This window comes from Sulfurovum sp., from assembly GCF_041551015.1.
GTDB lineage: Bacteria > Campylobacterota > Campylobacteria > Campylobacterales > Sulfurovaceae > Sulfurovum.
In genome coordinates, this window is the sequence record NZ_JBFENQ010000025.1 from 1 (window position 1) to 15562 (window position 15562).

At 34.0% G+C, this 15562-nt stretch carries 15 protein-coding genes, 1 tRNA gene and 1 pseudogene; 4 read left to right on the top strand and 13 right to left on the bottom strand.

The window, feature by feature from the left end:
- The first annotated feature begins 63 nt into the window (after positions 1 to 63).
- The 3 genes from dnaJ (at position 64) to zupT (ending at position 2775) form a co-directional block, all read left to right on the top strand.
- Positions 64 to 1200: a molecular chaperone DnaJ gene (gene dnaJ / locus ABZC96_RS02925; RefSeq protein WP_373028959.1), complete on the top strand. Its 1137-nt coding sequence runs from the start codon at positions 64 to 66 to the stop codon at positions 1198 to 1200.
- 176 nt (positions 1201 to 1376) lie between these two features.
- Positions 1377 to 1892, top strand: coding sequence for a ferritin-like domain-containing protein (locus tag ABZC96_RS02930; RefSeq protein ID WP_373028961.1), 516 nt, complete (start codon positions 1377 to 1379; stop codon positions 1890 to 1892).
- A 46-nt stretch (positions 1893 to 1938) separates the two neighbouring features.
- Positions 1939 to 2775, top strand: coding sequence for a zinc transporter ZupT (zupT, locus tag ABZC96_RS02935; protein WP_373028976.1), 837 nt, complete (start codon positions 1939 to 1941; stop codon positions 2773 to 2775).
- Here the strand turns inward: zupT and ABZC96_RS02940 are convergent.
- From ABZC96_RS02940 to ABZC96_RS02990, 11 genes are all read right to left on the bottom strand, one after another.
- Positions 2770 to 3570 carry a DUF5718 family protein gene (locus ABZC96_RS02940; RefSeq protein WP_373028962.1) on the bottom strand — a complete coding sequence of 267 codons (801 nt, stop codon included), beginning with the start codon at positions 3568 to 3570 and terminating at the stop codon, positions 2770 to 2772. The genes zupT and ABZC96_RS02940 overlap by 6 nt on opposite strands.
- A 126-nt stretch (positions 3571 to 3696) precedes the next feature.
- Positions 3697 to 3978, bottom strand: coding sequence for an HU family DNA-binding protein (locus ABZC96_RS02945; protein WP_373028963.1), 282 nt, complete (start codon positions 3976 to 3978; stop codon positions 3697 to 3699).
- Positions 3979 to 4394: 416 nt separating this feature from the next.
- Positions 4395 to 4479, bottom strand: a tRNA-Leu gene (locus ABZC96_RS02950).
- A 101-nt stretch (positions 4480 to 4580) separates the two neighbouring features.
- Positions 4581 to 4892 carry a F0F1 ATP synthase subunit C gene (locus tag ABZC96_RS02955; protein WP_309495388.1) on the bottom strand — a complete coding sequence of 104 codons (312 nt, stop codon included), beginning with the start codon at positions 4890 to 4892 and terminating at the stop codon, positions 4581 to 4583.
- A 176-nt stretch (positions 4893 to 5068) separates the two neighbouring features.
- Positions 5069 to 6208 carry a non-hydrolyzing UDP-N-acetylglucosamine 2-epimerase gene (gene wecB / locus ABZC96_RS02960; protein ID WP_373028965.1) on the bottom strand — a complete coding sequence of 380 codons (1140 nt, stop codon included), beginning with the start codon at positions 6206 to 6208 and terminating at the stop codon, positions 5069 to 5071.
- A 7-nt stretch (positions 6209 to 6215) separates the two neighbouring features.
- Positions 6216 to 7061, bottom strand: coding sequence for a YaiO family outer membrane beta-barrel protein (locus ABZC96_RS02965; RefSeq protein WP_373028966.1), 846 nt, complete (start codon positions 7059 to 7061; stop codon positions 6216 to 6218).
- 28 nt (positions 7062 to 7089) lie between these two features.
- On the bottom strand, positions 7090 to 8916 hold the full coding sequence (locus ABZC96_RS02970) for a polysaccharide deacetylase family protein (protein WP_373028967.1): 1827 nt from the start codon (positions 8914 to 8916) through the stop codon (positions 7090 to 7092).
- Positions 8913 to 9920, bottom strand: a complete 1008-nt coding sequence (locus ABZC96_RS02975) for a hypothetical protein (protein WP_373028968.1) — start codon at positions 9918 to 9920, stop codon at positions 8913 to 8915. The genes ABZC96_RS02970 and ABZC96_RS02975 overlap by 4 nt, the downstream gene beginning before the upstream one ends.
- On the bottom strand, positions 9917 to 11185 hold the full coding sequence (locus ABZC96_RS02980; RefSeq protein ID WP_373028969.1) for a glycosyltransferase family 2 protein: 1269 nt from the start codon (positions 11183 to 11185) through the stop codon (positions 9917 to 9919). The genes ABZC96_RS02975 and ABZC96_RS02980 overlap by 4 nt, the downstream gene beginning before the upstream one ends.
- Positions 11185 to 11922, bottom strand: coding sequence for a hypothetical protein (locus ABZC96_RS02985; protein ID WP_373028971.1), 738 nt, complete (start codon positions 11920 to 11922; stop codon positions 11185 to 11187). The genes ABZC96_RS02980 and ABZC96_RS02985 overlap by 1 nt, the downstream gene beginning before the upstream one ends.
- Before the next feature lie 13 nt (positions 11923 to 11935).
- Complete coding sequence (locus tag ABZC96_RS02990; RefSeq protein WP_373028973.1) at positions 11936 to 13666, bottom strand: CotH kinase family protein; 1731 nt, start codon at positions 13664 to 13666, stop codon at positions 11936 to 11938.
- 257 nt (positions 13667 to 13923) lie between these two features.
- Here ABZC96_RS02990 and ABZC96_RS02995 point away from each other — a divergent pair.
- Positions 13924 to 14406, top strand: a pseudogene (locus tag ABZC96_RS02995) (exosortase/archaeosortase family protein); the annotation flags it as partial.
- 70 nt (positions 14407 to 14476) lie between these two features.
- Here the strand turns inward: ABZC96_RS02995 and ABZC96_RS03000 are convergent.
- The gene (locus ABZC96_RS03000; RefSeq protein WP_373028974.1) at positions 14477 to 15172 is read right to left on the bottom strand and encodes a porin family protein; all 696 of its coding nucleotides are present in this window, start codon (positions 15170 to 15172) and stop codon (positions 14477 to 14479) included.
- Between the two features lie 12 nt (positions 15173 to 15184).
- On the bottom strand, positions 15185 to 15562 hold a 378-nt coding region (locus ABZC96_RS03005), incomplete at its 5' end, for an SdrD B-like domain-containing protein (RefSeq protein WP_373028975.1).

Consider the following 15562-nt stretch of genomic DNA (forward strand, 5'->3'; position numbering starts at 1 on the left):
TTATGGTAGAATTCGCCAAAATTATTCCCCAAAATATGATGAATAAACTATGGAGAAATATCAATGACAGAATTAGATTATTATGAAGTACTTGAAGTAAGTAAAGACTGTTCAGGTGCTGAGCTTAAGAAATCATATAGAAAACTTGCTATGAAGTACCACCCGGATAGAAATCCAGATGACAAAGAAGCAGAAGAGAAATTTAAAATAGTGAATGAGGCCTACCAAGTACTCAGTGACGATGAAAAAAGATCTATCTACGACCGTTATGGAAAAGCCGGTCTTGAAGGACAAGGCGGTAGAGGCGGTGGATTTGGCGGTGCAAACATGGATGATTTCATGGATATCTTTAACTCTATGTTTGGTGGTTCAGGCGGTGGATTTGGCGGTTTTGGCCAGACACGTAGAGATCCGGGGCAAAAATATGCTTTGGACTTTGAAATAGAACTTCCATTAAAATTCCATGAAGCTGTCTTTGGTTGTGAAAAGAAAATCGACATTCGCTATAAAACACCTTGCGGAGACTGTAACGGCACAGGAGCAAAAGATGCAAAACTAGAGACATGTGACTACTGTAATGGCCAAGGTCAAGTACTAATGAGACAAGGACCTATGCAGTTTGCACAAACATGTCCTAAATGTCATGGTCAGGGACAAAGCATGAAAGAAGAGTGTGGAAGCTGTCATGGTAAAGGGTATCATGAAGAAGAAGACACAGTCACTGTGAACATTCCTGCCGGAGTAGACTCAGGTAACCGTCTTAGAGCCCAAGGCTACGGAAATGAAGCAAAAAATGGACAACGTGGTGACCTATACATTACCTTCCATGTAGAAGAAGATGAAAACTTCATCCGTAATGGAAATGATATATACATCGAAGTACCTGTATTTTTCACTCAAGCCATATTAGGAGAAACCATCTCTATACCAGCATTGGATGGCGAATTGGAATTAGAACTCAAACAAAGCACTAAAGATAAAGAACAATTCATATTTGAGGGTGAAGGTGTCGCTGATGTCCATGGAGGCCGTAAAGGTCGTCTCATTGCACAGGTTCGTATGATTCTGCCTAAGAAAATCAATGAGGAACAAAAAGAACTCCTAGAAAAACTTCAGGAGAGCTATGGGGTAGAGAGCCGTCCTCATAAAAGTACTTTTGATTCTGCATTCGACAGAGTCAAAAACTGGTTTAAAAACTAAACCTTCCCTCTAAGTGGGCTTTGCCCACTATTTTATATACTCTTCCATCTTTTTTTATCTATCCTTCATATATTTTCTCTATTTTTTTATAAAAAAGTATTATTTTTTCTTAAGTTCATAAGACTATACTAAAAGTAAGAAAATTATTTTCTTACTTTTATGCGAAAGGATATATTATGGCACGAAAAGGAAATTCGATTATCCAAGGGATTGAAATTAATGAGATTATTACAACGCTCAATAAAGCTTATGCGGATGAATGGTTAGCCTACTATCAATACTTCATAGAAGCAAAAGTCATTAAGGGTATTATGAAAGATGCTGCCATAGCAGAGCTTACACAACATGCTACTGATGAACTCAGACATGCAAATATGGTAGCAGACAGGATTCTTCAGTTAGGAGGAACCCCTCTTCTTCATCCACAAGAGTGGTTTACTCAGACAAACTGTGGGTATGAAGAACCAAAAGATTTTGATGTGGTGAGTATACTGGAAGATTCTATTAAAGGTGAACAATGTGCTATCTCTGTCTATTCTCAACTTGCAGATATGACACGTAACAAAGATATCGTTACTTATGATATCGTCTCAGAGATTCTTGCAGATGAAGTAGAACATGAAGAGGATCTACAAGCATTGCATGATGATATCACTGAGTTCATTGCAGACCTAAAGAAGAGTATGGGCTAAAGAACAATGATGATTAGCCCTTAAGGAAGAGGGATGGAGTAGCATGATGCAATCATTTACCATGACTGAAATATTACCTGCATTTTTATTAACATTATTTGCTGGTCTTGCTACAGCTTTTGGTGCCATCATTGCTTTTTGGGGCGGTTCTAAAAATACTAAAGTTTTATCAATAGGACTAGGTTTCTCTGCAGGTGTCATGATATATGTCTCATTTGTAGAGATCCTTGTCAAATCACAAGATGCTTTTACTTTAAAATATGGAGAAATCTTAGGTGAAAGTTTAGGACTTGTTTCTTTTTTTATCGGTATTGCACTCTCATTTATCATCGATCAAGCAATTCCTGACGATATCAATCCCCACCATTCACTTGATGTTGAAAATTCTATAGATCATAATGATATACAATCAATTCAAAAGCACAGAAAGTCACTTTCACGTATGGGTATTTTTACAGCTATTGCTATTGCCTTGCATAATTTTCCCGAAGGCTTTGCTACATTTATCTCAGCCCTGGATAATATGACCACAGGTATTGCTATTGCTACGGCTATAGCAATTCATAATATACCAGAGGGCTTAGCTGTAGCTCTTCCTGTCTATCATGCGACAGGAAATCGTAAAAAAGCGTTTCTCTATGCTTTAGGTTCTGGTTTGGCAGAGCCTATAGGCGCGATCATTGGATTTCTTATCTTGGCACCAATAATGGGAGATTTGACATTAGGGATTACATTTGGTGTGATTGCTGGTATCATGGTCTATATCTCATTTGATGAGCTACTACCAGCTGCCAGACTTTACGGAAATGACCATACCACGATTTTTGGTCTTGTCATAGGCATGATCTTGATGTCTGTAAGTTTGATTCTTTTTAAACTATGACCCTACTTTTTGGTGTAAAACAACCTTATGATTAGATGGTTCTATACTTGAGTCTTCAGTACGATGGTCATATGCGATGACATAGATTTCATCTCCATTTTTTAGATAATTGTTCTCACCAAACTCTGCATATGCTGTAGCACCTATTGAGATAAGTGCCTGCTCCGGATAGTGTGTTTCCTTAAGATGCACAGCTATATCTTCCAATGGACCAAAATCTTCTTGGGTGTTCATCTTATCTATAAGCCATGTTTTAAGCTTAGTATAGAAGTAAGAGTAACCAAGTAGTGGTGCATCCACACCATAAGGGTGTAATACCCCTTCACGCTTCACAAACGAGCATAGATGATAGTTATCCATAACTCCACCCTCTTCAAATTTATCGATAGGTATCCATTTATCGCCGATTCCTTTAGAGTTTAGTCCCCAAGACTTTTTCTCTGAAATCTTTTTTGCACCCTCTTTACGAATGGTACAGTCATTAAAAGTCGTAAATTTTTGAGCGATCAGATCGATCACTTTTTTATCATCATCATAAACAATATCAAAAAGTACAGCTATCTCCGGTTCTACTTGGGCATTTGCTTCATAATCAGGAAGTTCAAGTTTGTCTGTACCTATAGAATACAACCCTAAAAAAGAATCTGATCCAGGAAGATAAAAAGGGAAGATACCTTTAGGTGCATCTGGCTCAGCAGTAATGACATTTTCAAAATCCTTAAGTTCACCTGCTTGTTCTAAATGATGTGCAAAGTTTCCTGCCACACCTAAACATATCGTATTTTCTAATTGCATAAAAATCCTTAGACAAAGTATTAACGTAGTATATCTTAGGGATGGTTATAGGGTGTTTTAAAAAGTTTTAGATGAGTGGAAATGAAGAATATCTACTACCAGAAGGCAGTAGATAAGAGGGTGAACTTAGTTACCTGCTACAGCGTCCTTAAGTGTTTTACCCATTTTGAATTTAGGTGCAGTATGTGCTGCTTTTGTATAAGTTTTGTCAGTTCCTGGAACTTTACCACTTTTTTCTGCTACATCTACTGTAGAGAATGTTCCGAAACCTACCAATGATACAGTCTCTTTTTTTACTAATGCTTCAGTTACTGAAGAGATAAAAGCTTTTACCGCTCTCTCTGCTGCTGCTTTACTCTCGAACTCACCGTTTTTTTGTACCAATTCTACGAAATCTGCTTTTGTCATTCTTCTTCCTTGTTTTTAAGATGGAATCATTATAACACAAGAAACTCTTAAAAAAAGATAAAAAAATTATAAAAAGCCCTATTTTACGGCATTTAAGGCTCTTTTGTTAAAAAAAAGACTAAACATAAGATTAAGTTATTTATATAGGTAATAGTTAATATTTGAAGAAATTATATCTATGGATGTTTAAGAGATAATACAATGAACACTTAGCCCATAAAAAGATGCTATGTTCGTAAGTATACTAAATAAATGCACCATAGCATTCAAGCTATAAACTTTCAATAATCAAAGCAAACAATTCAAATGAGACTAAACTCCACAGAATAAATGAAAAACTATTAGTAGTTTTCGTATTTGTTATTACTAAAATAAAAATATTATGATTAAGTACCTATGAAAGGTTTTGAAAGAGATGGTGCGTCAGAGAGGATTTGAACCTCCACACCCGTAGGGCACTACCCCCTCAAGGTAGCGTGTCTACCGTTCCACCACTGACGCACATAGACTTGTAGTTTAAAAGTACTACTGAACTTTAAAAAATGAGGGGTTAAAAAGTTGTGACGGATTATATCCATCACAACCTTTTAGTGTCTTTAAGATTAACCGATGAATGGGTTAGCGTAAAGAGCGATAAGCGCGATTACCAATGTATAGATAACTTGTGCTTCGATCATTGCAAGAGCGATGAACATTGTAGTCATTAGTTTACCACCAAGACCTGGGTTTCTAGCAGTACCAGCGATAGTCGCAGCAGCAGTATGACCCATACCAACAGCTCCACCAAGAGCAGCAAGACCAAGACCAACACCAGCAGCAACTACTGAGTATGCTTTAATCATAGATTCACCATCTGCTTCACCAGCAAATGCAACAGCACCAAGTGCTAAGAAAAGTAAGAAAAACTTTTTCATTTTATATCCTTTAAGTTAATAGGTTTTAAGTCTCTTCGACTGTTCCAGAAGTCTGTTCGGATAGCGTAAACGATAATAAATTATCGCCAATATAAACATAAATGCCTACATTTCCCTACTTAATCACTTCAAATAACGACGCAATTATATCTTTATCATAATTAAATACGGTTAAATTACAATGTATTTAAAATCACTTTTATAATCTTTTCTGCTGCTGTGCCATCCCCATACGGGTTAGTTGCATTTCTCATCTTTTCATACTCCAAAACATCATCCAGTAATTTTGAGGTCTCTAAAACAATCTTCTGTGTGTCCGTTCCCACAAGTTTAACCGTACCAGACTTCAATGCTTCTGGGCGTTCAGTATTCTCTCTCATAACTAAAACAGGCTTTCCAAGGCTTGGCGCTTCTTCTTGAATCCCCCCGCTATCTGTTAAAATCAAATAGGATTTACTCATTAAATAGACGAAAGCTTCATACTCCATAGGTTGTATTAAATAAATATTATCTATTTCTTTTAATAACGAAAAAACCGGTTCTTGAACATTTGGATTTAAATGTACAGGATAAACAAAATCTATATTTGGGTAGCGAATTGCCAGTTCCCTAAGAGCTTGACATATATGTATAAATCCCTCCCCAAAGTTCTCACGTCTGTGCCCTGTTATAAGTATAAATTTTGATTTTTTACGAAAACCATCATATACTGTTATAATTTCTTTTTCTAAAATATCTTGTAATTTTTTATCACTTTTAATATGTTTTAACACTAAAAACAATGCATCAATAACTGTATTTCCTGTAATATAAATCGATTTCTTATTTACATTTTCTCTAAGAAGATTTTCTTTACTTTCTGGAGTTGGAGCAAAATGATACTGCGATAACTGCGTAATCATTTTTCTATTTGCTTCTTCTGGCCATGGACTATAAATATCGGCCGAACGCAAACCTGCTTCAACATGTGCGATTAAAATCTTATTATAAAAAGCAGCTAATGCTGTGGTAAATGCTGTAGTTGTATCTCCATGTACAAAGACAATATCCGGTTTATACTCGGACAATACAATTTTTATACCATTTAAAATTTTTCCTGTAACATCATACAAATCCTGATCTAACTGCATAATATTCAAATCGTAATCAGGCTGAATATTAAAAAGATCCAAAACCTGATCCAACATCTCTCTATGCTGTGCTGTGACACAAACTTTCGTTTCAATCAGATCAGAATATTTTTTTAATGCCAATACTAATGGAGCCATTTTAATCGCCTCAGGACGTGTCCCAAGGACCAATAATACTCTTTTCATCATTTTCCTAAAATTCTTTAAAATATCCTATTTGAAAAAGATATTTATCATACCCATTATCTAAATGAAAAGAACCAATAGATCCAAAAATACCCGTATTTTTGGATAACCAATGTCGGTGTTTTAATTGTATGTTTAAAGCATCTTCATTAAAATTTGAAAAACCACTATCTAAAATAGATTGATATGATTGATTACCATACGATATATCAAAATATGTCCAGTAGTCTTTTTCTGCCCCATACCCTAAACTTAAAAGATGTGTTGTAGAATTAACACTACCTGGATCACTTTTATTTGCAAAAAATCTATATGAAATATTATATTTAGGCGCATAATACGTTAATCCAATAGAACCGATATAATCTTCATGAATATCATGATAATCGATATAAGTTAAACCTAAAACGCCAACCCACGCTTTTTGTTCACCAAATTTAAAATTAAAATCATGATCTAGTCTATACTTCGGTAAATATTCGCTATCCGTCCCAACAGTCAACTGTGAGAACGTATAAAAAGATGGTGTCCAGTCTTTATAGGCTCCTAAAGCGAAAAGTGTAGCACTCCCCTCATCTCTATTAAATAAGCCTGCCTGATATACCAATGTTAATTCTTTAGAATATTTTTGATAATAACTTAAATTGAAATTCTTCCATGAACCATAATCGCTTGAAGGGTCAAGGTATTCATAAGTAAATGAGACATCAATTCTATCCTGTTCACCAATTATAATCTCTTTAGCACTTGCATCTGACCCAAATGTAACACCAGACTCATTCTCCTGAACCGAACTAATAATAGGATCGGCCCAAAGCACACCTGATAAAATAATCAAGCCTAAAAGTTTCATTTTTAATCCTTTTCCAATATTTTATTCTCTATTCTAATGATTCAAAAGAAACGTTAACGAGTACGTCATTCTTATTATCAGACAGAAGAATATAGTAATAATTTTCATCTTCTAGATAATCATTTGACTGAACCCTATTCTTTCCTATCTTCTTAGGAACAGCTATTACCATTTCATCCAAAGAAGTATGATTGGTCATTTTAGCATGAACCCCTTGTGCATCTAGTGTAAATCTCTTTTTTGTATTGACTAACCTCATAATGAAATCACTGATATTCGTCATGGTACGCGTTTGTAGTTTTCCTTCTTCAACTAGTGTAGAAGTATAATCTAAAAAATATTTGACTGCATTCTTATAGTCATAATCTGGTATATCATGCGGATGACTATAAAAAAGTCTTACCGTACGATTGCTAATAAGATAATCTATAAATTCTTGATAATATTTTTTCATTTTTTCTTCATTCCACTGGCTATTTTGAATCTCACTCAGTGATGCATTGATACCAAAAGACATTACAGGAAAAGCAATAATATTATCGGCAAGCATTTTACCATCAAAAAAAGTTCTATTGGGAGCAGATCCACTGTCACCAACATAATAATAAGATTTAAATCCAAGTTCCTTCATAATTTCGATAGAAGATCGGGGAGGAAAAATACCTACTGGTGCGGAGTATTCAACAGGTTTATATCCAATGATACTTTCCAGCGCTTCATTATTTTTCTTAATATAGCTTTTCATCTCTTCATCCGTCAATTTTTTTTCTTCAATGTTCTTTGCAAACCAATTATGTGACCATCCACCATGCGAACCAATAGAACCAAATTCCATCAGCCTTTTTACAAGACTACTACCTATACCTGTAGCATCAAATCCTAAACCATCATGAGGATTATCTAAATCTGGACCTGCAGTGATATGAAATGTTTGATTAATATCTTTCCTAAAATAATTATTTTCAATATTCCATAGAAGAGATTTATGCTCTACAGAAGAATCAACATGCCAGTTAATAACAAGTGTTCCTTTTGCATTGGGAGAGGAGACCAGGTGTGGGATATGTGCTATCTTAAAAAGAAATGTTTTAAGGATACTTCTCAATATCAAGTCATCAGATCTCCCTTTAAGAGACCCAAGAGGTGTATTGACATAGAGAAAGGAACCTTCTCCTAAATCTTTTTGGACAATAATAGGTCTTTTATTCTCATCAGATGCATATATTGTTTGACCTTCCCCACTAATTACTTTTACCGGGGAAAGAGGGTAAAGTAATTTTCCATAGTGATAGCCAACTATTGCACCATTTTCATCAATTTTTCCCGTTGGAATTTCAAAATAAAGAGCGCTCTGAGAATCTTGGAAATAAATATTTCCATATTTATAAGATTGATCTTTTTCTCCTTGATATACAGTAAAATCCAATCCTACAACTCTATCAAGATAGGTAGATGACAACTTATATTTACCATCATTACTTCTAGTATTTACATCATAAATTAGTGCTACTTTACCACCTGATTTCACATATTTCTCTATCCAATAATCTGTACTATTTTCTATATACTGATTTACAGAATCAGGAAAAATAATTGCCGGTACATTCATATGAATGGTATCTGGAGAAAGTTTAATAAGATTTTTATTACTCATTAACTCAAAAGGTACACCTTCTTCTTCCAGAACACTCTTATATGCCTTGAGGATATCACTATTTTCATTTCTATTATAAATAAGTAAAACTTTTATCTCATTATGAATACCTTCTTCAAGATTATTCTGATCATCATACATTTGATACCCAAAATAACCTAATATCCCTAGTAGAAATAGTATAAAACTTACTGCTTTCATACTATCTTACCTTCTCCATACGTTAAAATATAATTATGCAAGAATGTCCCTCCTGCTATTTGAATTCCTTTGATACCAATTATCGATTTTGGAAGACCATATCTCCCTATTTGTCCGTTTTTCCCAATTTCTATATAGGTATGAGAAAAAACATTTCCAAAAATAAAACAATTATCATTGATTTTGATCTTTTCATCTGAAAAAATATTCCCATATATATGAGTGTCATTTTCTATTTCTAAAGTTCCATTTGTTTTTATAGAACCGAGTATCTTACAATTCTCTTCAATGATCAAATTTCCCCTGCAAACAATATCACTGTTGATATTACTGCCTTGTTTTATAATGTCATCTTTCTCAAGATAAAGCACTTCATCTTCAATATACTGGCGAGTCTTCTCACGGTTAATATCAATTCCTTTTTTATCTTCATCTCCTGTATTCAATGGATAAATCCCAATCGTATCTGCATAAATTCTTTTAAATTTGACTCCAGAATAAAGTTTTACACTCTTCGCAGTCACAAGATTAATCTTTGCACCTTTTTCAATCGTAACATCTCTAGCTGCATCTATCCAAGAATCAACTGTACTCTTCTCCCCTAATATTATACTGCCATTACTTTTCAATGCAAAAATTTCACTACCGTTTTGCGTGACAATATCTTCTTTCGAATATAAAATTGCATTCGTTTCTATCTTTCCGTTTAAACTTACTTTTTCCATTGAAGAAAAAAGCAATGGGTAAGATGCCTTAATAGGAACAGAGTCTACACCTAATTCTTTTCCTATAGAAATTTTAGTAAACTTTTTATCATCTGAGTGCAATAATTTCTCAAAATTCTCAGCTTGAAATTTTGGGTTAAGAATATAATCTAAATCCATATAAAGTGGGTCCACATCTTCTTTTTTATAAATACTTTTTAACATAGGGAGCATAGGAAGTATACTAAGCAACAAAAAAAGAAAAGTTACTATTAAAGTAAGTAGTATGTTATCATTCATTTCCTCCCCCTTTCAGATCGTTCTGTTTTTTCCCAATGGACATCTCTCCTACTAAAAAGATCCCCAATTGCATCAAAGAACCCAAGTCCCGTATAAAAGACATAAAGTACAAAATTAAATGTGAACATAGGAACCAATTTTAATGAAGCCTTGCGTCCATCTAAATAATTTGCAATCGCGATCTGAAAAAATGGTGCAAAGTTTCCAAAAGAATTAATCGCAAGTATCAGTACTAAAGCTGTGATGCTGCTCATAATAGCTATAGAATCCATAAAAAAGAGAAAGATAGCGTTTATAACACCAAGAATTAAGAAAAATGGCATCATATAAACAAACAACAATAATATCCCATCCCACTTTGCTTTCAATGAAAGATACTTGGAAGTGAATGTAGAAAATAAGTGTTTGAACATTACCTCATTGTGCCCCCGTGCCCATCTTCGAACTTGTCTAGCTCTAGAAGCCCAGTTTTCGGGCATCTCTTCATAGCACTCTATTTTATTAGCATAGGCTACTTTCCACCCATTTAAATACATTTTAAATGTCAATTCAGTATCCTCTGCCAATACCTTAGGGTCAAAACCACCCATTTCAACAACTACACTTCGTCTATATGCTCCTACTGTACCTCCATATTGAGGAATGAGATCCATATTGTAACGAGCCTGCTGACCCACTTGATACCCACCAGAACGTTCCATGTCTAACATTATTGTTAATAGATTTACATTCGAATTATGCACAAGCACACGGCCCATTACTGCACCTACCTGTGGATCTTTAAAGCCAATAACCAATGATTTAACTGACTCTTTGGCAGGGATATAATCTGCATCAAACACAACAATTATATTATGTTTACAAATTGCCATTACCTCATTAAGACTCTCTGCCTTACCTCTTTTCTGTTCCTCATCTAATCTATGATATGGTGTAATATGAGGATATTTTTCTGCATATTCATCTAGAATCGCTTTTGTTTTATCATCAGAATGATCATTAATAGGGATAATCTCTATCTGTTGCATTGGATAATCCAATTGCACTAATCTATCTAGTATATTTCTAGCTACAAGTTCTTCATTGTGCATAGGAACTATGATACTAACCATAGGAAATTCATTATCAATAATGTCATGATAATAATTCTTTTGTTCTCCATAAAGTCGATTATAGGTAAAAACAAAATGTTGGATCATATAACTAAGCATGAATATCAAAAGAAAGATTTGATACCCTTGTGCGATATTAATAAAGAAATCCATTATTGTCTCCTTAGCGCATTTTTTTGCGTATCTTGATAAAGAATAATGGTGTAAATATATATAATTAAAATGAAGTCATAAAAAATAGTAAAATACATGAATGGTGAAAAAACAACAGAAACTTGTGAAACAAGTAATACCGTACAAGCAAATCGTACAAAACTATATAAAAAATAATATCCTATTGCACTAAAGAGAATAATAAATTTTCTCATAAATGTTTCCGGAGTAAGCGCTAAAATAAAAGAAAGAGCAACAAAACACATAAGCATAAATCCTATATAAGCATGTAAATAAAGATCAAAATACTTCTCTGCACTATAGGGATAACTCGTACTAAAGAAAATAAAGTACAGTATGAAAATACTCATTAATAACATTAAAAATACTATCCAAAAAACTACATTTAAGGGGATGACTTTTTGTTTTAATAAAATAAAAATACCTATCAGTAATACTGCCAATCCTATAAATAATGTCGTTGAAGTATTATAAACAAATGGTACATCCACTACTAAAAGATCATGATAGTAAATATTTAAAGATATCATTCCCTCTTTAATACCACTCTGCAATAAAATTTGATTAAAATATTCTATAAATTGATTATAAAAAAATGCCAAATAAAGGTATATACTTAGTATCGATGTCAAGGCTAAAATAAGACTCTCTACCCAAAATGATAAACCTTTTCGGACCATAGTTCGATATGATCGATGTTGTAATGCTTCCATCATTTATCTCCTTCACTTATAAATTTTTATCTATCCAATCTGCACGTTCTAATAACCAAGTTTTTAAATGTTCGTTAACTGCGCTATCAAATGTATTACAATAGATAGGATTAATACCATCAGAACATGCTTCTCTGTTTGGCCATACATCTACACCAAGTACATTTGGCCATCGTTCAAAATTACGTGCTGCGGATTCTGTTAATGTATCCTGTGTCTGTTCAATAAATGTTGCTAAATTGGAATTTGACCAAATGGAACCTCTTAGCGCCTGCCACTTATTACGTACCTGCTGTTTGAATGCCGGGTCACTCATAAGTCGTTCCATCCAATAGCGCAATGAAACATCAGGATAATCGGCTTTTAGAATATTAAATGCCCATCCATTTGTACGACCTTCAAACCTAAAGTCATTGTTACCCATACCTGCATTGAAATCCCAAACCGGTGTCATAGAAAGATTCTTGTCTCTGTCTTTATGAAAATACTCACTAAACAACCAGGTATCAACATCCATAAACAACTCTCTACTAAGCAAGTGTACGATGAAACTATCTACATCGATCCAATTTCTATAATAATTTGGTGAAGTACTGACATTAAAATCATTTGCCTTCAATGCAGTTTCAAATTGCTGAATATAACTTTCAATATAAAACATCTGATCAGTTGTAAGATCATCAATATCCGGATAATAAACAATTATCTCCGTTCCCAAAGTTGTATGGAACGAAAATTCATCAGGATCAGGTTCACCGTCTTGTTTAAGGATATAACCGCCTGTTACTTCAGGAGGTTGGTTATCTTCTTCTGTCAATTTTACTATATCAAGACGACCTCCATCCCTTTTTATCTTCTCCATCAACACATAAACACCATCATAACGATACTGATCACCTACACGTGTCAACAGCTCAACATACTCTGAACGAACTGCATAATATTTACTTGCATTGATTTCTCTGGTTTTATGATAAGCAAGATAATTACGCATCAATGATTTATCACCATAAGGAGCCTGTAATACCCACTTATGTTCTGTAGGCATTCCTAACCAAGAGATATCATCATCTTCTTCATCGGCTAACTCAGTATCCATACCATACTGCTTTTTAGGATAATAAAATTGAGAAGAACTTCCACGCATTTCAATTTCCATATAACCACTGTGAATAGGTAATGAGGAGAGTTTAGTACGATTAGTTTCATCAGGCTCAAAGAGAGTGACACTCCCCTTTATCTTAGGTTCATCGGGTATTTCTTTGTCTCCCATATCTACGATCATTACAGGTAAGTTTGAATTAAAGTTTACCAATTCTTTACCATTGATCATTGTAGGTGAACTTGTGTTAAAGTCAGGCTGAGTACCATCATTGGTCATAACGGGTATATGTGAAGTAGTTACATTGACTTCAACATTGCAAGATGATGTACCATTGCTATTTGCAATATTATAAATAAAAGAATCATTATTTTCTGTATTAACTACATAAGAGTATCTGCCTGTTACATCATCTAATAGTGTGACGTTACCTTCTTCAGAATTTTTAAGGATACTGAATGTCCCATCTATTACATCACAGTTTGGAAGATAGCTCAATTTTAGTACATTTGTAGATACTTTGAGCACAATGCTCTCATCAAGGACAACAGTTACATCATTTTGAGTACTATTTCCTCCGCCACCACATCCTGTTAAATAAATTAGACTAAAGAGTATTGAGATTAATAAAAAAAACTTTTTCATACTATCGCCTTTAAATGTAATATTTTTAATTATAACATAAAATAAAATTATATAAATACATAAATTAAATACAAAGAAAAGTTTAAAATTAAGCTGCATTAATTATGATAATATAAATATTGAGTTTGAGCATAAAAGAACATATCTATATATTAAATTAAAATCTGTTAAAGGTTATACATAATGACTAAACTGACTCTATGTTGATTATTATAAAAATATCTAAGTATAGTGAGCAATAAGCACTATGGTGCTATAGTATCAGAATGAAACGATTTATAGCTTTATACTTTCTATACTTAATAATACTCTTTATGTTGTTTTACTCTGAAACTTCTATATTGGCCTCGTTAGTCAATGAGCAACAGACAAAACTTACTCTTTTTCTTTTAGATATGTTTTTACCACCAGAACAACTTCAAGGTATTGATATTTGGATAAATCCACAGTATAAAATCATCATTAACCAAGCATGTAACGGTATCATACCTATACTCTTTTTATTTGCATCCATACTTGCATATCCTTCTACACTTTGGTATAAAATATTTTGGATGAGCCTTGGATATATAATATTTTCACTTGTGAATGTTTTTCGTATATTGTTAGTCGTATATTTTGTAGAGCAAGAAGGGGGACAAGAAAATTTTTATTGGTCGCATGATCTTGTTGGTAATGTATTATTGATGAGTGTTGGATTAGGACTTTTTATAGCATTTATCAAACTATCAAGAAAATAATTTCTTCATAGCATAATGATAAATGCTAGAAAAAGTCAGGGCTAGAACAATCTAACCCTATCCTCTCTTATTAAAAGTCGTAAGTAATCCCAAAACTGACCACATTGGCTCTATATTTAATTGGGCCACTGTCATGTAATAAATTTTGATAATCTATAAAAAGACCCCAGCCTTTTTCCTGATCTCCATGACCATCAAACTCTCTATCAAATGTCAGAACATCCGACGCATTCTCTTTATGAGCCTCATAATCATCTTCTTTAGATGAGAGATCATACTCTAATCCAATACCATAACTCATACCGTTCTCACTATAGGTTTCACGTAGTGTTCCACAAGTTGTTTCAACTTTTGTTTTACCATACCCTATAAGACCATATACATTGAACTGTTCTCCAATTGGCATCATAGGTTTGAGAAAGATACCATAATGCGTTACATCAAAAGTATCACTGTTATTTCTAGCTTTGAGTGCACGTGCTTCGATACCAAAGTATTGGTTATAATCATATCCCAATCTCACAATGCCACCCCATGTATAATCTTCCAATCGTGATCCGGTTCGTGGTTGACCTAGCAGATCAAGGCAAGCACAATCTCTGGTTACATCTACCCAAAGACCACCTAAACCGATATAAAGTGGATTAGGATCTACTTCTTCTACCAAGGCAACAGGAGCCACAGCAGGAGCGATATCTCCCCCTGCAAATAGGCTGCCTGTACTTACGAGTGCACTAAGAGTAATTGTATGTATTACTTTTTTCATCTTTAATCCTTCCTATCTTTCGTTTCTGTTAAGCTGTTCTTCTCTTCTTACAAAGAACAGACCGATCATTAGTGTCATGAGCATCATTAGTGCTGCCGAAATAGTATTCAGTGCAGGAGAGCCATCACTTCTACTTTCCGTATCAAGACAAGTACAATAAATACCCACGTCTATATCTAGTCTATCTGCACCCGAGACACTTATAATATCAGTCACACCATTACTATTTGCATCAGAATCATTAGCTGAATTATTCCCCTTCGGAGAAAAGATATAATTAGCCGGTAGTCCGGAGAACCTTATACTATAATTTCCATCTGGTACAAAAAATGAATAATGCCCCGTAACATTTGTATCGCGTGTATTAACACCATATAGATCATTAACCAA